21 protein-coding genes are annotated in these 19,527 nt (G+C 72.4%); 7 read left to right on the top strand and 14 right to left on the bottom strand.

Annotated features, from left to right (window positions below; translation table 11 throughout):
- Window positions 1-8: 8 nt before the first annotated feature.
- The 4 genes from pcaG to HUO13_RS21300 all read right to left on the bottom strand — a co-directional run bounded on the left by pcaG (window position 9) and on the right by HUO13_RS21300 (window position 2,990).
- Window positions 9-581, bottom strand: coding sequence for a protocatechuate 3,4-dioxygenase subunit alpha (pcaG, locus tag HUO13_RS21315; protein WP_211896880.1), 573 nt, complete (start codon window positions 579-581; stop codon window positions 9-11).
- Window positions 581-1,333 (bottom strand): protocatechuate 3,4-dioxygenase subunit beta, encoded by a 753-nt coding sequence (pcaH, locus tag HUO13_RS21310; protein WP_211896879.1) that lies wholly within the window; start codon window positions 1,331-1,333, stop codon window positions 581-583. The genes pcaG and pcaH overlap by 1 nt, the downstream gene beginning before the upstream one ends.
- Before the next feature lie 74 nt (window positions 1,334-1,407).
- Window positions 1,408-2,172, bottom strand: a complete 765-nt coding sequence (locus HUO13_RS21305) for a CoA-transferase subunit beta (protein WP_211896878.1) — start codon at window positions 2,170-2,172, stop codon at window positions 1,408-1,410.
- The gene (locus tag HUO13_RS21300; RefSeq protein WP_211903030.1) at window positions 2,169-2,990 is read right to left on the bottom strand and encodes a CoA transferase subunit A; all 822 of its coding nucleotides are present in this window, start codon (window positions 2,988-2,990) and stop codon (window positions 2,169-2,171) included. Before HUO13_RS21300 ends, HUO13_RS21305 begins: the two co-directional genes overlap by 4 nt.
- A 188-nt stretch (window positions 2,991-3,178) precedes the next feature.
- Here HUO13_RS21300 and HUO13_RS21295 point away from each other — a divergent pair, with 188 nt between their 5' ends.
- Window positions 3,179-3,964, top strand: coding sequence for an IclR family transcriptional regulator domain-containing protein (locus tag HUO13_RS21295; protein ID WP_211896877.1), 786 nt, complete (start codon window positions 3,179-3,181; stop codon window positions 3,962-3,964).
- A gap of 6 nt (window positions 3,965-3,970) precedes the next feature.
- Here HUO13_RS21295 and HUO13_RS21290 read toward each other — a convergent pair whose 3' ends face one another.
- From HUO13_RS21290 to HUO13_RS21270, 5 genes are all read right to left on the bottom strand, one after another.
- On the bottom strand, window positions 3,971-4,846 hold the full coding sequence (locus tag HUO13_RS21290; protein WP_249123918.1) for a sugar phosphate isomerase/epimerase family protein: 876 nt from the start codon (window positions 4,844-4,846) through the stop codon (window positions 3,971-3,973).
- A 26-nt stretch (window positions 4,847-4,872) separates the two neighbouring features.
- A complete protein-coding gene (locus HUO13_RS21285; protein ID WP_211896875.1) occupies window positions 4,873-5,859 on the bottom strand; it encodes a zinc-dependent alcohol dehydrogenase in 987 nt (328 codons plus the stop codon).
- 354 nt (window positions 5,860-6,213) lie between these two features.
- Window positions 6,214-6,699 (bottom strand): NUDIX hydrolase, encoded by a 486-nt coding sequence (locus HUO13_RS21280; protein WP_211896874.1) that lies wholly within the window; start codon window positions 6,697-6,699, stop codon window positions 6,214-6,216.
- Window positions 6,700-6,820: 121 nt separating this feature from the next.
- Window positions 6,821-7,957, bottom strand: coding sequence for a Gfo/Idh/MocA family protein (locus HUO13_RS21275; RefSeq protein WP_211896873.1), 1,137 nt, complete (start codon window positions 7,955-7,957; stop codon window positions 6,821-6,823).
- A gap of 242 nt (window positions 7,958-8,199) precedes the next feature.
- Window positions 8,200-8,367 (bottom strand): hypothetical protein, encoded by a 168-nt coding sequence (locus tag HUO13_RS21270; protein WP_211896872.1) that lies wholly within the window; start codon window positions 8,365-8,367, stop codon window positions 8,200-8,202.
- A gap of 177 nt (window positions 8,368-8,544) precedes the next feature.
- Here HUO13_RS21270 and HUO13_RS21265 point away from each other — a divergent pair, with 177 nt between their 5' ends.
- Window positions 8,545-8,724, top strand: a complete 180-nt coding sequence (locus tag HUO13_RS21265; RefSeq protein WP_211896871.1) for a hypothetical protein — start codon at window positions 8,545-8,547, stop codon at window positions 8,722-8,724.
- A gap of 27 nt (window positions 8,725-8,751) precedes the next feature.
- Here the strand turns inward: HUO13_RS21265 and HUO13_RS21260 are convergent, their stop codons facing one another.
- The 3 genes from HUO13_RS21260 to HUO13_RS21250 are packed head-to-tail and all read right to left on the bottom strand — an operon-like array spanning window position 8,752 to window position 12,331.
- Window positions 8,752-10,266 (bottom strand): MFS transporter, encoded by a 1,515-nt coding sequence (locus HUO13_RS21260; protein ID WP_249123917.1) that lies wholly within the window; start codon window positions 10,264-10,266, stop codon window positions 8,752-8,754.
- Between the two features lie 41 nt (window positions 10,267-10,307).
- The gene (locus HUO13_RS21255; RefSeq protein WP_211896870.1) at window positions 10,308-11,570 is read right to left on the bottom strand and encodes a cytochrome P450; all 1,263 of its coding nucleotides are present in this window, start codon (window positions 11,568-11,570) and stop codon (window positions 10,308-10,310) included.
- Entirely contained in the window at window positions 11,567-12,331 is a 765-nt protein-coding gene (locus HUO13_RS21250; RefSeq protein ID WP_211896869.1) for an alpha/beta fold hydrolase, read from the bottom strand. The genes HUO13_RS21255 and HUO13_RS21250 overlap by 4 nt, the downstream gene beginning before the upstream one ends.
- 264 nt (window positions 12,332-12,595) lie before the next feature.
- Here HUO13_RS21250 and cysC point away from each other — a divergent pair, with 264 nt between their 5' ends.
- Genes cysC through HUO13_RS21225 form a run of 5 tightly spaced genes read left to right on the top strand, consistent with a single transcriptional unit; the run spans window position 12,596 to window position 17,877 of the window.
- Window positions 12,596-14,053: an adenylyl-sulfate kinase gene (gene cysC, locus HUO13_RS21245; RefSeq protein ID WP_249123916.1), complete on the top strand. Its 1,458-nt coding sequence runs from the start codon at window positions 12,596-12,598 to the stop codon at window positions 14,051-14,053.
- Window positions 14,054-14,055: 2 nt separating this feature from the next.
- Window positions 14,056-14,916 (top strand): sulfite exporter TauE/SafE family protein, encoded by an 861-nt coding sequence (locus tag HUO13_RS21240; protein ID WP_249123915.1) that lies wholly within the window; start codon window positions 14,056-14,058, stop codon window positions 14,914-14,916.
- Window positions 14,913-15,674 (top strand): 3'(2'),5'-bisphosphate nucleotidase CysQ, encoded by a 762-nt coding sequence (locus tag HUO13_RS21235; protein ID WP_211896866.1) that lies wholly within the window; start codon window positions 14,913-14,915, stop codon window positions 15,672-15,674. The genes HUO13_RS21240 and HUO13_RS21235 overlap by 4 nt, the downstream gene beginning before the upstream one ends.
- A complete protein-coding gene (gene cysD, locus HUO13_RS21230) occupies window positions 15,674-16,576 on the top strand; it encodes a sulfate adenylyltransferase subunit CysD (RefSeq protein WP_211896865.1) in 903 nt (300 codons plus the stop codon). Before HUO13_RS21235 ends, cysD begins: the two co-directional genes overlap by 1 nt.
- Window positions 16,576-17,877, top strand: coding sequence for a sulfate adenylyltransferase subunit 1 (locus HUO13_RS21225; protein ID WP_211896864.1), 1,302 nt, complete (start codon window positions 16,576-16,578; stop codon window positions 17,875-17,877). The genes cysD and HUO13_RS21225 overlap by 1 nt, the downstream gene beginning before the upstream one ends.
- Before the next feature lie 39 nt (window positions 17,878-17,916).
- Here HUO13_RS21225 and HUO13_RS21220 read toward each other — a convergent pair whose 3' ends face one another.
- Together HUO13_RS21220 and HUO13_RS21215 are read right to left on the bottom strand one after the other, a co-directional pair.
- The gene (locus tag HUO13_RS21220; RefSeq protein ID WP_211896863.1) at window positions 17,917-18,387 is read right to left on the bottom strand and encodes an NUDIX hydrolase; all 471 of its coding nucleotides are present in this window, start codon (window positions 18,385-18,387) and stop codon (window positions 17,917-17,919) included.
- 133 nt (window positions 18,388-18,520) lie between these two features.
- The gene (locus tag HUO13_RS21215; RefSeq protein ID WP_211896862.1) at window positions 18,521-19,450 is read right to left on the bottom strand and encodes a U32 family peptidase; all 930 of its coding nucleotides are present in this window, start codon (window positions 19,448-19,450) and stop codon (window positions 18,521-18,523) included.
- Window positions 19,451-19,527: the final 77 nt, after the last annotated feature.

The raw sequence follows: 19,527 nt of genomic DNA, 5'->3' as shown, positions 1-19,527 counted from the left end.
TTGCCTCCTCAGAGCGCGAAGAAGACGGTCTCGCCGGGGCCCTGCAACCGGATGTCGAAGCGCAGGCCGTCCTGGTCCGCCACCGCGATCAGCGTCGACCTGCGGTCCTCGTCCACCGCGCCCAGGACGGGGTCGGTGGCGTTGGCCTGCTCCTCGTCGGGGAAGTAGACGCGGGTGACGACGCGGTTGAGCAGGCCGCGCGCCAGCACGGTGACGTCGATGTGCGGTGCCTCGGTCGCGCCGTCCGGAGTGGGCAGCGGCCCGGGCTTGACCGTGCGGAAGCGGAACCGGCCCTCGGGATCGGTCCCGCACCGCCCGAAGCCGCGGAACCCGCCCGACGTGCCGGGCCGCGGGTCGTTCGGGTGGTCGAAACGGCCTTCGGCGTCGGCCTGCCAGATCTCCAGGACCGCGTCCGGCACCGGATCGCCGTTGCCGTCCAGCACCCGGCCGTGCAGCGGGACGGCGCCTGCGGTGCCTTCGGGCACCAGGTCCGGGCCGTCCGGCCACAGCAGGCCGTCGGGCAGCGCGTAGAACGGACCCACCGTCTGCGACGGCGTGGTCTCGAGGCTTTCAGCCGCCATCAGTCGTCGTCCTCTTCCTCGTCCTCGAACACGCTGGCCTCGGTGCCCCGCAGCACGATGTCGAAACGGTATCCGAGCGCCCACTCGGGCACGGTGGTCTCCAGGTCGAACCGCGAGATCATCCGCTCCCGGGCCTTCGGGTCGCGCACCGAGTTGAAGATGGGGTCCTGGCCGAACAGCGGGTCGCCCGGGAAGTACATCTGGGTGATCAGGCGCTGGGTGAACGCCTGGCCGAACAGGGAGAAGTGCAGGTGCGCCGGACGCCACGCGTTGTCGTGGTTGCGCCACGGGTAGGCCCCGGGCTTGATCGTGACGAACCGGTAGTTGCCGTCGCCGTCGGTCATGCACCGCCCGACGCCGGAGAAGTTGGGGTCCAGCGGAGCGGGGTGGCGGTCACCGGAGTGCCGGTAGCGGCCGGAGGCGTTGGCCTGCCACAGCTCGACCAGCGTGTTCGGAACCGGTTTGCCCCCAGAGTCCAGTACCCGGCCGCTCACCACGATGCGCTCGCCCAGCGGCTCGCCGTCGTGCTGGACGGTCAGGTCGTGGTCGGTCTCGCCGACCCGATCGTGCCCGAGCAGTGGCCCGGTGACCTCGGTCAGGTACTGGGGGAGCAGCTGCAACGGCTGCTTGGGGTGCCGCAGCGCGGTCGAGCCGTACCCGGCGAAGTCCAGCGGCGGGTGCGAGCCCTCGTCGCGCCGGTAGGAGGGCAGGATCAGCCCGGACTCCGACCGGGACTGGGTGGATTGCGTCATGGCGACTCCTCGGGCCGATGTGGCATCGGCTGGTGCTCGGTGGGCGCGAAGCGCCTCGGCGGGGTGCGGGCGGGCTACTCCTCGATCGTGGCCCTGAGCCGCCGCAGGACGTCGAGCTCCTCGCCGGTCGGCGGTTCCTGGACGGTGAGCTCGTCGGCGACGCGCAGGGGCCAGCCCGTCGCCGCGCGCGCCTGGTCCACCTCCACGCCCGGGTTCAGCCTGGTCAGGGTGAGCTCGAGGGTCTGCGGGTCCGGTTCCAGCACGCCGAGGTCGGTGATCACCTTGACCGGCCCGCGGCCGCGCAGGCCGTGCCGCTCGCGGCTTCCCGGTCCGTCCCCGTAGCCCACCGACGTGACGAAGTCGAGCCGGTCGACGAAGGCCCGGGTGCTCTGGCGCATGACGACCAGCACCTCCCGGCAGGACGCGGCGATCTCAGGCGCACCCCCGGCCCCCGGCAGCCGCACCTTCGGGTGCTCGTAGTCCCCGCCGATCACCGTCGTGTTGATGTTGCCGAAGCGGTCCACCTGGGCACCGCCGAGGAAGCCGGTCTCGATTCGGCCGGGCTGGAGCCAGTAGTTGAAGATCTCCGGCACGCCTACGACGGAGTCGGCGGTGTCGGCCAGCACGCCGTCGCCGATCGACAGCGGCAACCGGTCCGGCTTGGCCCCGAGCGTGCCCGACTCGTAGATCAGCACCAGCTCCGGCGCGTGGGTACGCCGGGCCAGGTTGGCCGCAGTGCTCGGCAGGCCGATGCCGACGAAGCACGCGGTGCCGTCGCGCAGCGACCGGGACGCAGACACCGTCATCATCTCGTCGGCGGTGTACTCCCGCGCGGTCATCGGGGGCTCCTCTCCGCTCGCAGCACCTCGGTGCCCAGCCAGTTCTCGAACGCCTCGCGGTCGCGGGCGACGGGATCCCAGTCGCGGTAGTAGGCGTTGTCGCGTTCGGAGTACCCCTGCGCGTAGGAAGGATGTGCGCCGCCCGGGACCTCGGCCACGGCGGTGATCGCCCACTTCGGCAGCACCACCGCGCCCGGCCGGGGCCGCAGCTCGTCGACGATCTCCTCGACGGTGACCAGGCTGCGCCGCGAGGCCAGCACCGTCTCCTTCTGCACCCCGGTGATGCCCCACATCTGCACGTTGCCGGAGCGGTCGGCCTGCTGGGCGTGGACGATCCCGACGTCGGGGTTGAGCGCGGGCACCGCGGTCAGCGCCTCCCCGGTGAACGGGCATTCGATGGTCTTGATGTTCGCGGTGTGGTTGGGCAGGTCCGTTCCGGTGTAGCCACGCAGCACGGCGAAGGGCAGCCCGGAGGCTCCGGCGACGTAGCGGTTGGCCATCCCGGCGTGGCTGTGCTCCTCGATCTCCAGCGGCACCGGCCAGGAGTTCTGGATGGCGTCGCGGAAGCGGTGCAGCGACCCCACGCCCGGGTTGCCGCCCCAGGAGAACACGAGCTTGCTCGCGCAGCCCGCACCGATCATCTGGTCGTAGACGATGTCGGGCGTCATCCGGCACAACGTCAGGCCCCGGCGCCCCTGGCGGATGATCTCGTGCCCGGCGGCAACCGGGATCAGGTGTGTGAAGCCTTCGAGCGCGACCGTGTCGCCGTCGTGCACCAGTTCCGCGATCGCCTCTTCCAGCGACAGGATCCGCGCCACCCCAACCTCCGTGCGCATAGAGAACACATGTGCTTTATACGAACACGATAGGGCGAGGCGTGTTCCGCGGTCAAGGTTCGGACCTGCTCGGCCGACGGGCGAGCTGGAAGTTCATAATGCGAACACCCCTGCCGGCGATGACCCGCCGACCCGGGACACGCCTGCACCGGCGCACGAGAGAGGTTCGGATGGCTGAGGAACGCGGCGAGCACTTCGTCAAGTCCTTCGAGCGAGGGCTCTCGGTGCTGCGGGCCTTCTCCGCCGAGCACCCGGAGCTGACGTTGTCGGAGGTCGCCGCGGCGACCGGGCTGACCCGGGCAGGCGCCCGGCGGTTCCTGCTCACGCTGGTCGACCTCGGATACCTGCGGGTGGAAGGGCGGCGCTTCGCGCTGACGCCGCGCGTGCTGGAGTTCGGCTACGCTTTCCTGTCCGGCAGGCCGCTGCCCAAGATCGCCGAACCCCACCTGCACCAGCTCGCCGGGGAGCTGCACGAGACCACGTCGGTCGCGGTCCTGGACGGCACCGACATCTACTACGTGGCCCGGGTGCCCAGCTCCCGCCTGCTGTCGGTGGCCATCACCGTGGGGACCCGGTTCCCGGCGCACGCCACGTCCATGGGCAAGGTGCTGCTCGCCGGGCTCCCCGGTGACGAGCTGGCCCGCCGCCTCGACGGGATGGAGCTCAGGGCGCTCACCCCGCGCACCATCACCTCGCGGGAAGCGCTCACCGCCGAGATCGAACGGGTGCGGGAACGCGGCTGGGCGATCTCCGACGGCGAGCTGGAGGAGGGCCTGCACGGCGTCGCCGCCCCCCTGCGGGACCGCACGGCGTGCGTCACGGCGGCGGTCAACGTCTCCCTCCAGACCCACAGCGCCGACGAGTCCCACGTGCGGCGCGAGGTGGTGCCGCCGTTGCTGGCCACGGCCTCGCGGATCGAGGCCGAGGTGAACCTGCAGCCGTCGGCCCCGGTGTAGCGGCGGTCACGCGCTGCGGAGACCGGGCGTGCCGGAGTGCAGCAGCGCGCGTGCCGCGTCGTGGTGGTGCCGCAGGAAGCGATGCGGTCCGAGCGATTCGATCAGCTCGAGGTTCGGAGCCTCGACGCTGACGGCGAGGTCCGGTGGCAGGACGTCGAGCAGCTCGCGCAGGCCCAGTTCGCCGTCCCCGGCGGGCAGTCGCGCGGTGAGGCTCTCCACCTGGGCGGGGTCGTCGCCGCACACCTGCTCGCGCGGCAGCGGTTCGGCCGGCCGCGTCAGTCGCGGGGGCTGCCACGGCGCGTCGGAGATCTGGACGTAGGTCAGCAGGGCGGGATCCACCGCGCGGACGTCGTCGAGGGTCTCGCCGCAGCGCCGCAGGTGCAGCGAGTCCAGCAGCACTCCGCCGCCGTCGGACCGGCGAGCGATGCCGGCCGCCTGCGACAGGCTCGACACCTTCTTGTAGGCCATCGGCTCGATCGCCGGGCGGATGCCGTAGATCCTGGCGCGCTCCACGACACCGGCGAAGGTGTCGGCGGCGCGGTCGAGGTCCGGGTCGTCGCACATCACGTTGAGGAACCGCGCGCCCAGCCGGACGCCGACCTCCAGGGCCTGCTCGTAGTCGGCGGGAGCGGTGCCGGGCTTGAGCGCGACGATCTCCACGTCGAGGACCGAGACGCCGGTGTCCTCCATGCGCCGCACGGTGTCGAGCAGCATCGGCGAACCGACGTCGACCGGCCAGCGCCGTTCCGTCCCGTTGCCGGTCAGCACGCGCAGTCCGACGAAGCCGAACCCGGCCTCGGCCGCGGTCGTGACCAGTTCGGGCGGGGCCAGGCCGAGCGCGGTGAGGTGGCCGACGCCGAGCGGGCGCGAGGGGTGGGACATCGGGGTCTCCTCGGTGGCGCGGGGGTTCATGCGGACCAGTCGGAGAGGTCGATCCAGGACTTGCCGGGGATCTCGCGCGCCGCGGCGAGCGCCTCATCGGCGCGGCCGGGCGTGGCGCGGGAGCGCAGAATCCGCTCGGGCGCCAGGTCGAGGTCACCCAGCGCGGTCCTGGTGTGGTCGAAGTCGACCGGGTGGTCGTAGATCAGCGCGCCCAGCAACGTGAGCTGGCGCTGCACGATGTCCTGCGTGACCACCGGGAACGGCGCCGTGTTCTGCCCGACCAGCGAGACCACGGCCGTCTTGTCCGCGGCGCGCAGCGCGTCGTGGAAGCCCGGCTCCACCCCGGAGGACTCGAAGACGTAGGAGTACCGGCGGTCGGGGTCGTCGGCTGGTTCCGCGCCGAGGGACACCGCGAGCGCGAGCCGGCCCGGGTGGGGTTCGCTGACCGCCGGCGTGACCCCGGCCGCCAGCAGGCTCAGGCAGATGAGCAGCCCCTGCGAGCCGGCGCCGACCACGAGGCAGCTCTGCCCGGCCCGCACACCGGAGCGGCGGACGACGCCCTGGGCGACGGCCAGCGGTTCGAAGCACACCAGGCGTTCGACGGGCCACTGCTCGGGAACGGGCCAGGCGAACCGCGCCGGGACCGCGGCGAACTGCGACAGCAGGCCGGGGCGGTTGATGCCGACGATCCCGCGGTGGTCGCACTGCGCCGTGCGGCCCCGCCGGCACCACTGGCAGTGCAGGCAGCAGTAGTTCGGCTCGACGACGACCAGCTCGCCGACGGACCGGTCGGCCACGGCCGGTCCCACTTCCACGATCCGGCCGCACCCCTCGTGACCGATGATCCACGGCATCGCGGCCGGCTCGCGTTTTCCGTCGTACACCGACAGATCCGAGCCGCACAGGCCGACGCCGAGCATCTCGACGACCACGTCGTGCTCGCCGGGCTCCGGGTCGGGCCAGTCGTCCACCTGCTCGAGGTGCCGGGCCGAGGTCAGGGTGAGTGCCTTCATCGCCACGCTCCGCGCGGTCGCGCGTACGCCTCGGGTCGAAGGTAGCCGCGGGAACCGGGCACCGTCATCGTCACTCCCGTCGTAACGCGATACGAACACAGGTTCATCATGCGAACAAGACGTTAGCCGTCCTCAACGACGACGTCAATGAGCGATCTACGTGCGAGTACGGGAGAGCGCACGGAGCCGGCGTCGACGCTCTGCCGCGCGTCGGCCCTGTGCGTTGTGCGAACGATCTATCGGCGATGCGAACGTTCGCGCTGGGGCATGCCCGTGCCTGCGGGCGGGAAAACCGCGATTGTGCGCGGCATGCGGGGCAGAACCCGGGTGGCGCCGGAGGTGCTTGGTCGAGGGTCAGATGTAGCTCGGTGCCGGCAGGTCGTGGTGCGGCAGCCCGAGAACGGCGATCGCCGCCGCTGCCGCCGCCGACGCCTGCTTGCGGCCGCTGACGCCCCAGTTGAGCAGTTCACCGGCCCGGCCGGGCGGGACCAGCAGGCGGCGATAGGTGCGGCCGTTGTCCGGGTCCGGTGCCGGTGGGTAGACCTTGGCCAGCGAGGCGACCATCCGGACCTGCGCGTAGGGGGCGATGCCGTCGTCGACCCGCTGGTATCCGAGGTAGTGCGGGTCGGTGATGTCGGCGGTGACCTCTTCGTAGGTCTCGCGCCGCAGGATGTCGGCGTAGGTGCGCTCACCGGGTTCGGGACGGCCGCCGGGCAGCGAGTGCTTCGCGCCGTCGACGCGGATCAGCACGCGCCCGTCCGAGGCGAACAGGAACCCGTAGACCTGGCGCACGGGGAGGCCGTCCGGCACGGAGTGGGTGAACCACCGGAACCTGGCCATAGTGCACTCCTTCCGTGGGCTGCGCGACCGATCACATTAACGGATTTCCCGGTGGCGCAGGGTGATCGCCGCGCGCCGCCGGTGGGCGCCGTCCGCTTCCGGAAAGCGGTCGGCGCCAGGATCAGGTGAGGTGGCGGGCACCGAGCGCGGGTGCCGGACGCTCGACCCGGCCGGCGATGTCCACGGGTCCCTGGTCCAGGGTGATGGCCTGCAGCGCGTCCAGGACCTCGCACACGTGGTAGGCGAACTCGCCGCTGGTGCGGTGGTCGTCGCCTTCGAGGTGCGCGGCCAGGTCGGCCACGCCCAGCGCGCGGAACGGCTTGGGCGGCTCGGGGGTGGTGCGGCCGATCACCGGGGGTAGCTGCGACCAGTCGTCGTCGGTGCGGCGCCTGATGCGTACCGGCTGGTCGAAAGTGTTGGGGTCGGGCAGTTGCAGGGTGCCCTCGGTGCCGTAGATCTCCAGGTGCGGCAGCTCGGTGTCCCAGACGTCGAAGCTGTACATCGTCGTCACCAGCGCGCCGGACTCGAACCGCAGCACGCCGGTGGCGTGGGTGGGGACCTCGACGCTGATGCGCTCCACGCGGCGCCGGGGAGCGGTCACGGCGATCTCGCCTTCGGCGGTGAGCGTGGCTCCGGCGACTTGGCCGACCGGGCCGAGCAGGTTGACCAGCGCGGCGACGTGGTAGGGACCCCAGTCCAGCACCGGACCGCCACCTGCCTGGAACAGGAACGACGGGTCGGCGTGCCACGTCTCGGCCTTCGACGACCGGGCGAACGAGGTGCCCGCGAACGGCCGGCCGATCAGGCCCGCGTCGATGGCGGCTCGCGCGGTCTGCCCGGCGGTGCCGAGGAAGGTGTCCGGTGCCGAGCCGAGCACGCGCCCGGTCTCCTTGGCGGTCGCGAGGTTGTCCAGCGCTTCGCGCATGGTCGCCGCGAGCGGCTTCTCGACGTAGACGTGCTTGCCCGCACGCAACGCGGCGTCGGTGAGCCGGGCGTGCGCGGACGGCGGGGTGATGTTGACGACGATGTCGACCTCGTCGTCGGCGAGCAGTTCCTCACCGGTGCCCCACGCGGGGATGCGCCACTGCCGCGCGGCGTCGCGCGCGCGGTCCAGGTCGAGGTCGGCGACGCGCACGACCGGCAGGTGCGGGAACAGCGAGAGTCCCCGCGCGTACGCGCCGAAAATGGTCCCGGTTCCGAGGATTCCGACGTTCAGCCGCTCGCGGGCCTGGCTCATCGCGTCTCCCACCTCAAGCATCCGTGCCGTTTTCCCTTTGCGGTGGCGCGGAATTCGGGCGTGAGACGAAAGAATCGTGATCGGCTTTCCGGAACGGTGTCAAGCTCGGCGCCCGACATGCGCGCGAATGCAGCAATGCCGGGACGGAGCAGGCCCGCGATCTTGTCCGCCGCGACGGCAGCGGCTACGTTCGATGCCGCGGCGCCGGGCGTGAGACACCCGCGGCGCGTCCGGGCGCGGGCGCCACCAGCCGGGTGGGGCGGTCAGCCGAGCAGCCACATGAAGAACTGCGCGACCCTGCTCACCCTGCGCACCCGCACGTCGCCCTCCACGCCGTGGATCTCCCACTGCTGGCCGCACTCGTCGCAGCGCCACAAGCCGATCCGCGATGTGTCGGGGTCGCACGGGTGCCCCCGCCGGCCTCTTCGCATTCCGCGCCCTCCTCGGGTCGAGCGGGGGGGGACGTCCCCACCTTCTCGATCAGACCACAGCCCCGCCGTGCGGGGAAGGTGATCTCCGAGTGACCGGACTCGTGACTTTAGGCCTTACCGAACACATGTCCCAGCTTCGTACTCTCGCCTGGGTGACCGAACGAGAGGGGCAGCCGCATGGGACCGAGTACGCTGCGTGAGCTCGCCGAGCAGATGCGCCACCGCTGGGAGGAGCTGATGGTGCTGAGCGCGGGCCCGGACATGTACGGCAGCGAGATCCTGGACGGCCAGCTCGTCGAGCTCGAGATGTGGATGAGCAGGATCCGGCGCATGGACGAAGTCGAGCAGGCCGCGTGAGGCGGTGGGCGACGACGGGGGTACGGATCAGCTGACCGCGGGACCGCTCCCGCGCCGCTCGCCGGAGCGGTAGGCGCAGGTGCACGGGTCCTGGCACGCGTGGTTCAGCCCCGGCACCGGCATGTTCTCGACGCGCCGTGCGCGGTCGATCGTCAACCAGGCCAGGACACCGCCCAGCGCGCACAGGGCAGCCGAGATCAGCATGGCCCGTCCGAAGCCCGCGCCCAGCGGAGCGCCCGCGCCGGTGTGCGTGAGCCCGGCCACCAGGGGCAGCACCGCGATCGCGAGCAGGCCCGCGACCCGGGACACCGCGTTGTTCACGCCGGACGCGGTACCGCCGTGGTGTTCGTCGACCGCGCCGAGGACCGCCGAGGTCAGGGGCGCGACCGTGATCGCCAGCCCGAGCCCGAACACACCGACGCCGGGCAGCACGCCGCCGAGATAGGTGCTTCCCGGCACCGCCAGCGTCATCAGGGCCAGCCCCGCCGCGCACACGAGCGGACCCGCGGTCATCGGCAGCCGGGGTCCGGTGCGCTGCGCCAGCGCACCCATCCGGCTGGAGAGCAGCAGCATGATGATGGTGATCGGCAGGGTCGCGATACCGGCCTGCAGCGCGTCGTAGTCCAGCGTCTGCTGGAGCTGGAGCGACAGCAGGAACAGCGCACCGCTGAGCGCCGAGTAGACGGTGAAGGTGACCAGGTTCGCCCCGGCGAACTGCCGCGAGCGGAACAGCGACAGCGGCATCAGGGGCTCCGCCATGCGGGACTCGATCACCGGGAAGGTTATGAGGCAAGCCACTCCGACGACCGCCGCGGCCGCGGTGACGCCGTCCCAGCCGCGTACCGGGACCTCGATGAGCGCGTAGATGGTGCCCGCCAGGCCCGCCGTCACCGCCGCCGCGCCGCCGAGGTCCGGCCTGCCCGACATCCCGGGGTTGCGGCTCTCCGGCACCCGGCGCGTGGTCACCAGCAGCGCCAGGGCCGCCAGCGGGACGTTGATGTAGAACACCCAGCGCCAGGACACCGCGTCCACCAGCCAGCCCCCGACGAACGGGCCGATCGCCGAGGAGACACCGGTCAGCCCGGCCCACGTGCCCACCGCCCGGCCGCGGTCCTCCTGGCGGATCGAGGCGTTGATCAGCGCCAGGCTGCCGGGGATCAGCAGCGCCCCGCCGATTCCCTGCACCAGGCGGGCGGCGATCAGCGCGCCGCCGGTCGGGGCGAGCCCGCAGGCCAGCGAGGCCAGCGTGAAGACCACCAGTCCGATGTTGAACACCAGCCTGCGCCCGTAGCGGTCGCCGAGCGCGCCGCCGAGCAGCAGCAGCGCGCTGAGCGTGAGCAGGTAGGCGTCGAGCACCCACTGCAGGACGGAGAGGTCGCCGCCGACGTCGCGGCCGATGGCCGGCAGCGCGACGTTGACCACCGAACCGTCGAGGAAGGCCACGCCCGAGCCCAGGATCGTCGCCACGATGATCCAGCGCCCCTCCGGTGAGCGCAACGCCACCGCGGCCCCCGTCGCCGCCCGCGGCAAGTCGGATGCCATCCGTCGAGGATAGGGGTGCCCGCCGCGGGCGGCGGTGCCGATCAGCGCGGGCGGACCGCGGTGAAACCCACCGGCAGATGCTTGATGCCGTTGATGAAGTTCGACACCAGGTGCCGCACCGGCCCGGTCACGTGCAGGTCGCGCAACCGCCACAGGGCCTCGGAGTAGAACGCCCGCAGTTGCAGCCGTGCGAAGTGGGCGCCGAGGCACACGTGCGGTCCGGTGCCGAACGAGAGCTGTTCGTTCGGGTCGCGGCGGATGTCGAAGCGCAGCGGGTCGTCGAAGCGCGCCGGGTCGAAGTTCGCCGAGCAGTGGAACACCACGACCTTGGCGCCCGCCGGGATCGCCTGCCCGGCCAGCTCGACGCCGGTGGTGGCGGTCCGGCGGAAGCTGAGCACCGGCGGGTGGTAGCGCAGCGTCTCCTCGATGGCCCGTTCGAGCAGCTCCGGTGATTCCAGCAGCAGCCGGTGCTGGCCGGGGTGTTCGGCGAACGCGCGCAGGCCGCCGGGCAGGGCGCTGCGAACGGTGTCGTTGCCCGCGACCGACAGCAGGAAGAAGAACATCTCGAGCTCGGTTCCGGACAGGCGCCTGCCGTCGACCTCGGCGGTGGCCAGCGCGGTCATCAGGTCGTCGGCGGGGTGGCGGCGCTTGTGCGCGGCGAGTTCCCGGGCGTAGCCGAACATGTCGGCGAGCATCGCGGGCGAGCGCGGGTTCAGCGGGCGCCCGTCGGCGTCGCGGACCACCTCGGAATGCTCCGGGTCCTGGTATCCGATGATCCGGTTGGTCCACTCCAGCAGCATCCGCCGGTCCGCCTCCGGCACGCCCATCAGGTCGGCGAGGTTCAGCAGCGGGAAGTCGTCGGTGAGATCCGGCGGCACGTCGCACTCCCCGCGCTCTGCCACCGCGTCGACCAGCCGCCGTGCCCTTGCCGCCACCTCCGCCCGGAACCGGTCGACGCGGCGGGGTGTGAACGCCCGGCTGACGATGCGGCGCAGCTTGCCGTGTTCGGGCGGGTCGAGGTTGAGCATCATCCGCCGGATGAACGGCAGGTCCGCGGGCGCGGGGTCGCGGATCTGGGTGGCACCGAGCCACGACGAGAACTCGCCGGGCGAACGCAGCACCCGGACCACGTCGTCGTATCCGGTCACCGCCCAGAACCCCGGTCCCGCGGGCCAGTCGCCGATCGCGTGCTCGGGTTGCCAGCTCACCGGCGCGTTCGCGCGCAACCAGGCGAAGTCGGCGTGCGGGATGCCCGAGGCGTACCGGCGCGGGTCGAAGACGTCGGGGACCTCGGTCGCGGTCACGACGCCAGGAACGCCTCGATGCGGGCGACCAGGGCCAGCGGCACCTCGTCGGGCGCGTAGTGGCCCGCGTCGGCGTAGACCTCCAGCTCGGCGTTGGGGTACCACTGCAGCCAGGTCGCCTTCATCACCTCGGGCGTCAGCGACTTGTCGTGCGCTCCGGCGCACACCAGGACCGGTGTCGGGTTGCCCTCGACCTCCTGGTGGATGTCGGTTCCCGACCAGGAGTCCAGGATCCGCCGGAACGCGCGGGTGTCGGTGTGCTCGACCGAGCGGCGGGTCATCGCGTCCAGCCAGGTGTCCGGAAGCCGGTTGCCGGAGGTGCTGTCGATGATCGCCCTGCGGTTCTGCGGGCGCTCGGCCGCACCGGCGAACAGCTCCCAGGTCTGCTCGTCGAACGGAACGCCGGAGGCGGGAACCGGCGAGATGCCGACCAGCCTGCGCACCCGATCGGGGGCCTTCAGCAGGACGTGCTGGGCGATCATGCCGCCCATCGAGTGCCCGACGAGCGAGAACCGCTCCAGCCCCAGCGAGTCCGCCGTGGCCAGCAGGTCGTCCGCGGCCTCGCCGACGGTGTTCTCGCCCGCGACGTCGACGGCTTCGCCGTAGCCGCGCAGGTCGACGAAGACGTAGGAGTGCGCCGACCGGTTGAGGTGGGCCCGCACCGGGGCGAAGCTGGTCCGGTCACCGAACCAGCCGTGCACGACCAGCACCGCATGGTCGCCGTTTCCGACGCGGTCGTGGGGGAGGACGTGCGCTGCCATTCTCGGCTCCTTCGCGGGTCTCACGACGAGGTGTTCACACCTTGTCGCCCGGTTCACCGATCGTCAATGCCGCATAACGGTGATCCATAGTGGACTCGAAGCGGGATTGCCGGATTTCACGTTTCCGTTCCACTGCCGCGATGGCGCGCGGGGCGCGGTGCCGCGCCGGTTGGCGAGAAGTGGTCAGCGGGGTTCTCCGGCGCCGGATCCGTCGGACAGGGTGGTCTGGTCCTATCGCAGAGCAACGGCCGACCAGAGGTGCACGTGAGCGCGAACGCGACGGAGTCCGACTGTCCGGTGTGGGTGCCCGATCCCGCCGAACTGTCCGATGTGGAGCTTCTGCTCGATGGCGCTTTCCCTTGCCTGCGCGGGTTTCTGGATGCCGGAGCGGCGGAGTCGGTGCGCACTGCGGGCGAGCTGCCCGACGGCACCCGGTGGCCGGTGCCGATCGTGCTGGAAGTCCCCGACGACCTCGCGCGCCACGAACGGGTCGAGCTGCGCGACGAAGAGGGCGCTCCGGTCGCCGTCGTCGACAACGTGTCGCCGTGGTGGGACGAAAGGGCGGCCTACCTGGCGGGTCCGGTGCGGGCGGCGAGCGCCGAAAGGGGCCGGACGCTGCGCACGCTGCGGCCACCGGCCCCGGTCGTCCGCGCGGGCCTGCCCCCGGGGCCGGTGCTGGGGCTGGTGCCGCGGCACCCGCTGGACCGCAGGCGCCTGGCGCAGATCCGGCACGTGTGCGGGGAGCTCGGTGCGACGGTCCTGCTCCTGCCGCGGCTCACCGGCCCGAGACCGCAGGCGCTGGTGCGGGCCACCTTCGCGGCGATGGCCGAACTGCCCGAAGGCACCACGGTCGTGCCGGTCCCGTTGCGTTCCCACGGCGACGGTAAGCGGGACGAACTGCTGGCTGCCCACGTCGCCGCCGCCTACGGCGCGACGCACCTGCTGAGCGAGGACGTTGTGGAACACGCGCCCATCCGGGTGGTGGAACCGCCGGAGATGGCCCGGGACGAAGCGGACCGCTGGCGCCCGGCCGCGGACGTGCCCGCGGCCCGGCGGCGTCCCGGGCTCGGCGAGGACGAGCTGAGCGAGCGGCTGGCGGCCGGGGACGAGTTGCCGGGCTGGTTCGCCTCCGAGCCGGTCGCGCGCGAATGGTCCCGGTTGTCCCCGCCGCTGCACCGGCGCGGCTTCACCGTCTTCTTCACCGGGCTGTCCGGGGCGGGCAAGTCGACGCTGGCCAGGGAGCTGCGCGACGAGCTCACCCGATGCGACGCCCGCGAGGTCACGCTGCTCGACGGCGACGTGGTGCGCCGGTCGCTGTGCGCGGGGCTCGGGTTCTCCGCCGAGGACCGCAGCCGCAACGTGCGCCGCATCGGGTGGGTGGCGGCCGAGGTCACCCGGCACGGCGGCGTGGCCATCTGCGCGCCCATCGCGCCCTACGACGCCGACCGGGCCGAGGTGCGTGCCCGCGTCGGAGAGGTCGGGGAGTTCCTGCTGGTGCATGTCGCGACACCGCTGACGGAGTGCGAGCGGCGCGACCGCAAGGGCCTCTACGCGCGGGCGCGCAGCGGGGACCTCCCCGAGTTCACCGGGGTCTCCGCGCCGTACGAGTCGCCGGAGGACGCCGACCTGGTGCTCGACACCTCGCGCCTGCCGGTGCGGGACTGCGTCGGGCAGGTGCTCGCGCTGCTGCGGCAGCGGGGCTGGGTGCGACCGTGGACCTAGGCGTGACGGCCACCGGCCTGCTCACCGGGGTGCTCGTGGGCCTGACCGGGATGGGCGGCGGCGCGCTGGCGATGCCACTGCTGACGCTGGTGTTCGGCGTCCCTCCGCTGGCGGCGGTGTCCACCGACCTGGTCGCCAGTGCCGTCACCAAGCCCATCGGCGCCGCGGTGCACCTGCGCAGGCGGACGGTGGACCTGCGACTGGTGGGACTGCTCTGCCTCGGCTCGCTGCCGTGCGCGGCGATCGGCTCGGTGCTGGCCGGAACGCTGGGCGAGCGGACCCAGGACGTGCTCAGGATCGTGGCGGGCGCGGCCGTCGTGGTCGCGGCCGGGACGCTGTTCGTCCGCATGTACCTGGACCGGATGCGTCCGCCGCACCCCTGGGAGCACCCGCGCGCCCGGCCGGTGGCCACCGTCGCGCTCGGCGCGGTGGCCGGACTGGTCGTGGGCACGACCTCGGTCGGCTCCGGCTCGATCGTGATCGTCTGCCTGCTGCTGCTCCAGCGGCGCCTGACCTCCGCCCGGCTGGTCGGCACCGACCTGGTGCAGGCCGTGCCGCTGGTGCTGGTCGCGGCGGGCGGGCACCTGCTGGTCGGCGACGTCGACCCGGGCCTGGTCGCCTCGCTGCTGGCAGGGTCGGTGCCGGGGGTGCTGGCCGGCGCGGTGCTCTCGGCCCGGACGCCGGACGTCCCGATCAGGGTGGCGCTGGGCACGATGCTGATCCTGACCGGACTCGTGCTGCTCGGGGTGCCGGTGGCCGTCGCGGTGGTGCCCGCCGTGGCCGCCGCCGGTGCCGCGGCCGCGGTGCTGCGGGCCGGCCAACCCACCCCGGCGCGGGTGGGAGACGAAGGAGGACGAAGTTGACCGACAACGACCACGTGCTGGCGGCGCGGCTGGCCGAGGCGGCGGGCCGCCACCTCGTCGACCTGCGCGGGCGCGGCGACCCGGCCGACCCGAAGGCGCTGGGCGAGGAGGGGGACCGGGGAGCCCACGAACTGCTCCTGGCGGAGCTGACCGAGCAGCGCCCCGCCGACACGGTCCTTTCCGAGCACGGCACCGCAGGCCCGCCGCGGCGGCCGGACGGCCGCACCTGGATCGTCGATCCCCTCGACGGCACCAGGGAGTTCGGCGAAGGGGACCGGCAGGACTGGGCGGTGCACGTCGCGCTGGCGCAGGGCCCCGGGCTGGTCGCCGGGGCGGTGGCCCTGCCCGCCCGGGACGTGGTGCTGAGCACCGCCGACCCGCCGCGGCATTTCGACTCCGGCGGCGAGCGGCCCCGCATCGCGGTGAGCCGGACCCGCCCGCCCGTGTTCGTCGAGGCGCTGGCCGAGGCCCTCGGCGCGGTGACGGTGCCGCTGGGGTCGGCCGGGGCGAAGATCGCCGCGGTCGTGCTCGGCGATGTCGACGCCTACGTCCACGCGGGCGGCCAGTACGAGTGGGACAGCGCCGCACCGGTCGCGGTGGCCAGGGCCGCCGGGATGCACACCTCGAGGCTGGACGGCTCGGAGCTGGTCTACAACCGGCCCGACCCGTGGCTGCCGGACCTGGTGGTGTGCCGTCCCGCGCTGGCGGAGCGGCTGCTGGCCGAACTGTCGAGGCTGGAGCGGGCGGGGGAGGCGTGATGCCGGAAGCGGACAGGCTGGCGGTGCTGGAGGCCGAGGCGGTGCACGTCCTGCGGGAGGTCGCCGCGGAGCTCGACCGCCCGGCGCTGCTGTTCTCCGGGGGCAAGGACTCCGCGGTGCTGCTCCGGCTGGCAGAGAAGGCGTTCCGGCCCGCGCCGATCCCGTTCCCGGTGCTGCACGTCGACACCGGGCACAACTTCGACGAGGTGATCGAGTTCCGCGACCGGCGGGTCGGCGAGCTCGGGGTGCGGCTGGTGGTCGGCTCGGTGCAGGACTCGATCGACGCGGGCCGGGTCGCCGAACCCGCCGGGCGGTGGCCGAGCCGCAACCGAGCGCAGACGGTCACCCTGCTCGACACGATCGCCGAGCACGGCTTCGACGCGTTGTTCGGCGGTGCCCGCCGCGACGAGGAACGGGCGCGGGCCAAGGAACGGGTGCTGTCCTTCCGCGACGCCTTCGGGCAGTGGGACCCGCGCAACCAGCGCCCGGAGCTGTGGAACCTCTACAACGGGCGGGTGCGTCCGGGCGAACACGTCCGGGCGTTTCCGCTGTCGAACTGGACCGAACGCGACGTGTGGGCCTACGTCGAGCGCGACGGGATCGAGCTGCCGTCGCTGTACTTCGCCCACATGCGCAAGGTCTTCGAACGCGACGGGATGCTGCTGGCCGACAGCCGGTTCGTCGACCGGTCACCCGAGGAGGCGCTGGTGGAGCGTTCGGTGCGCTTCCGCACTGTCGGGGACATGACCTGCACCGGGGCGGTGCCGTCGCGGGCGGGCACCGTCGCCGAGGTCATCGCCGAGATCGCCGCGACCCCGGTGACCGAGCGCGGCCAGACCCGCGCCGACGACCGCGCGGGCGCCGCGGCCATGGAGGACCGCAAGCGGGAGGGCTACTTCTGATGAGCACGACCACCGCGACCTCGCTGCCGGCCTCCGGGCTGCTGCGCTTCGCCACGGCCGGGGCCGTCGACGACGGCAAGAGCACGCTGATCGGCAGGCTGCTGCACGACTCGCGCTCGCTGCTGGCCGACCAGCTCGACGCGGTGCGGCAGGCGAGCCTGGAACGCGGCGACGAGCACCTCGACCTGGCGATGCTCACCGACGGGCTGCGCGCCGAGCGGGAGCAGGGCATCACGATCGACGTGGCGCATCGCTACTTCGAGACAGCGCGGCGCGCGTTCATCATCGCCGACACGCCGGGACACGCGCAGTACACCCGCAACATGGTGACCGGAGCGTCCACGGCGGACCTGGCGATCGTGCTCGCCGACGCCCGCCACGGGCTGACCGAGCAGAGCCACCGGCACGCGGTGCTGGCCGGTCTCCTGCGGGTGCGCCACGTGGTGCTGGCGGTGAACAAGATGGACCTGGCCGGCTACGACCGGTCGGTGTTCGAGCGGATCGCCGAGGACTTCGGCGACCGGGCCGAGCGCATCGGACTCGGCGCGGTCACCGCGATCCCGATCGCGGCGTTGCACGGGGACAACGTCGTGGACCCCTCGCCCGCCATGCCCTGGTACGAGGGGCCCACGCTGCTGGAACACCTTGAAACCGTGGCCACGAGGACAGCCGACGACGGTCCGTTGCGGCTGCCCGTGCAGTACGTGATCCGAGCGGTCGGCGGCTACACCGGCTGCGCCGGGCAACTGGCCGCCGGGGTGGCGATGGAGGGCCAGGAGATGTTGCACCTTCCGTCCGGGACGCGCACGCGGATCGCGGCGCTCGATTCGCCCGACGGCCCGGTTCGGCATGCGGCCGCGCCGCTGTCGGTGACCGTGCGCCTCGCCGACGACGTCGAGGTGCACCGGGGCGACCTGCTCTGCGCCGTCGAATCCCCGCCCGTGGCGTCGGACCGCCTGGACGCGACGGTCTGCTGGATGTCGGCCGGACGGGCCATGAAGCCCGGCTCGCGGCTGCTGCTGAAGCACACGACCAAGACCGTCCGGGCGACCGTCACCGACCTGCACCACCGCCTGGACGTCACGACGTTGCGCCGCGAACCCGCCGACGAGCTGGCGCTCAACGACATCGGAGGCGCCGGCCTCCGGCTCGACGAGCCGGTGCACTGCGATCCGTACGCCCACAACCGGTTCACCGGTGGCGGAGTGCTCATCGACGAGTCCACCAACGCGACGGTGGCGGCGGTCATGATCGACCGCGCGACCACAGTGGACGAAGGTGCGCCACGAGCGGCTCGGTGAACCGTTTCCATCGCGGTTGTGCTTGTCGAGCGGGCTTCGTCACCGGCTGCGGTGTGTGGTCGTGGCCCATGCGGGGGCGATGCGGTCGAGGAAGACGTCCTGGTGGTCGGCCAGGTGCGCCGACAGCGGCAGGGCCGTGAACCGGCAGGCGAACCGCAGGCCGTTGTCCTGGCCGGCCGCACGGACGCGGTGAATCCAGCTGCTCCGGCCGCAGGACGGCACGTGCACGTGGAAGTAGGTGGTATGACGGGGCTGCCCGGTTTCGGGATGGGGCTTGTCTTCCGCGCCGAGTTCAGCGACGAGGGTGACGTCGGTCAGGCCGGTCTCCTCGGCGATCTCGCGGACCACCGCGTCGGACAGGGCTTCACCCGGTTCGACGCCACCAGCGGGTATCTGGGTACCGGCCGCGGGGACGCCGACCTGGTCGAAGACGAGGAGCTGAGGGCCGGTTCCGGTGCGTCGGATGACGTAGGCGGCGACGCGAAGGCGAGTCGTGCTCGAGTGCGTCAACGCATCGCCCCCTTCATCGTGGCGGTGTCGTACCTTCTCATCCTCGATGACGTTCGGTTCGGCGTGGCTGAGAACGTCGCGGCGGCCCCACCTCGTGCCGATCAACACCTGGCACTGCCGTGAAGAAGAAACCTCAGCGCACCGGGACGGCCAGACCTTCGGCGGGCAACGTCGAGGCCACGGCGTCCGGTGCGTACCGGTGCAACAGGTCCAGGCCGATGCGTGCCCGGCGTACCCGCTCCCGCCCCAGCGCGACCGCGGTGGGCGTCAGGTGCAGGCCGCTCGGGTAGATGTTCGGCGCGTTGCGGAGTCCGAACTTGACGTACACCGGCGCCGCGACGCGCACGATCTCGGCGATCTCGTAGTGCCGCACGAAGCCGCCCATGTCGTCGGGCGCCTCGACGTAGACGTCCAGCGGCAGGTCGGTCGCGGCGCGGACGGCCGCGAGCTGCGGGAGGGTGAAGTCGGTCGGCACGTTGTAGGAGTCGGCGCCGAGGTCCTCGGCGATGCGGATGGATGCCGGGTTCGCCAGTCCCATCTGGACGCTGATCTTGAACCGCATGCCGGCGGGCAGCTCACCGGCCTCGCGCATCCTCGATGCGACCGAGAGCACCCCGAGATCGGTGATCAGCACGCTGCGGATGCCGGCCTCGGCGGTGCGCCGCACGTCCTCCAGCGCGTGCACCAGTTGCTCTGTCCCGCGCGCCTGCGCGGCGACCGGCCCGCCGCCCGGGGCCGTCGACAGCGCCGAGGTGTCCCACGCCGCCACCGGGCGGGCGAACAGGCTCAGCTCCACGGCGGCGTCGACGGCCGTCACCGCCATCGCGCGCAGTTCGCCGTCGGTGAGCAGCATGCCGCCGCTGCCCTGCGAGACGCGGTGGACCACCACCCGCCGCGCCGCGGCCTCGGCCAGCACCGCCTCCAGCACGTCGGGACCCTCCACGCTCGGGATCTCGACCCGGTACTGGGATCCGTCGGGGAATCGCTTCCTGCTGGTGGCGGGTGCGTCCGGATCGCCGCCGGGCAGGCCGGCCGAACGCAGGAACTCCCGGGTGGCGCGCACGAACCGCCTCCGTTCGAAATATCGGACATTGTTCGGTGATCGTAGGTAGGTCCGCGCATGCCGGTCAAGCCGTGCCA

This window comes from Saccharopolyspora erythraea (assembly GCF_018141105.1).
Lineage (GTDB): Bacteria > Actinomycetota > Actinomycetes > Mycobacteriales > Pseudonocardiaceae > Saccharopolyspora_D > Saccharopolyspora_D erythraea_A.
Note: the sequence above shows the minus strand (reverse complement) of the source record. Positions and strands in the feature narration are given on the sequence as shown.

Excerpts from the sequence above, each read along its gene's own strand:
- HUO13_RS21280 (WP_211896874.1), bottom strand. The coding sequence starts at position 6,699 with ATGGCCAGGTTCCGGTGGTTCACCCACTCCGTGCCGGACGGCCTCCCC.
- cysD (WP_211896865.1), top strand. The coding sequence starts at position 15,674 with ATGCCGGAAGCGGACAGGCTGGCGGTGCTGGAGGCCGAGGCGGTGCAC.
- HUO13_RS21260 (WP_249123917.1), bottom strand. The coding sequence starts at position 10,266 with ATGGCATCCGACTTGCCGCGGGCGGCGACGGGGGCCGCGGTGGCGTTG.
- HUO13_RS21225 (WP_211896864.1), top strand. The coding sequence starts at position 16,576 with ATGAGCACGACCACCGCGACCTCGCTGCCGGCCTCCGGGCTGCTGCGC.
- HUO13_RS21290 (WP_249123918.1), bottom strand. The coding sequence starts at position 4,846 with ATGTCCCACCCCTCGCGCCCGCTCGGCGTCGGCCACCTCACCGCGCTC.
- pcaG (WP_211896880.1), bottom strand. The coding sequence starts at position 581 with ATGGCGGCTGAAAGCCTCGAGACCACGCCGTCGCAGACGGTGGGTCCG.
- HUO13_RS21295 (WP_211896877.1), top strand. The coding sequence starts at position 3,179 with ATGGCTGAGGAACGCGGCGAGCACTTCGTCAAGTCCTTCGAGCGAGGG.
- HUO13_RS21250 (WP_211896869.1), bottom strand. The coding sequence starts at position 12,331 with ATGGCAGCGCACGTCCTCCCCCACGACCGCGTCGGAAACGGCGACCAT.
- HUO13_RS21275 (WP_211896873.1), bottom strand. The coding sequence starts at position 7,957 with ATGCTTGAGGTGGGAGACGCGATGAGCCAGGCCCGCGAGCGGCTGAAC.
- HUO13_RS21265 (WP_211896871.1), top strand. The coding sequence starts at position 8,545 with ATGGGACCGAGTACGCTGCGTGAGCTCGCCGAGCAGATGCGCCACCGC.
- HUO13_RS21285 (WP_211896875.1), bottom strand. The coding sequence starts at position 5,859 with ATGAAGGCACTCACCCTGACCTCGGCCCGGCACCTCGAGCAGGTGGAC.
- pcaH (WP_211896879.1), bottom strand. The coding sequence starts at position 1,333 with ATGACGCAATCCACCCAGTCCCGGTCGGAGTCCGGGCTGATCCTGCCC.
- HUO13_RS21305 (WP_211896878.1), bottom strand. The coding sequence starts at position 2,172 with ATGACCGCGCGGGAGTACACCGCCGACGAGATGATGACGGTGTCTGCG.
- HUO13_RS21270 (WP_211896872.1), bottom strand. The coding sequence starts at position 8,367 with ATGCGAAGAGGCCGGCGGGGGCACCCGTGCGACCCCGACACATCGCGG.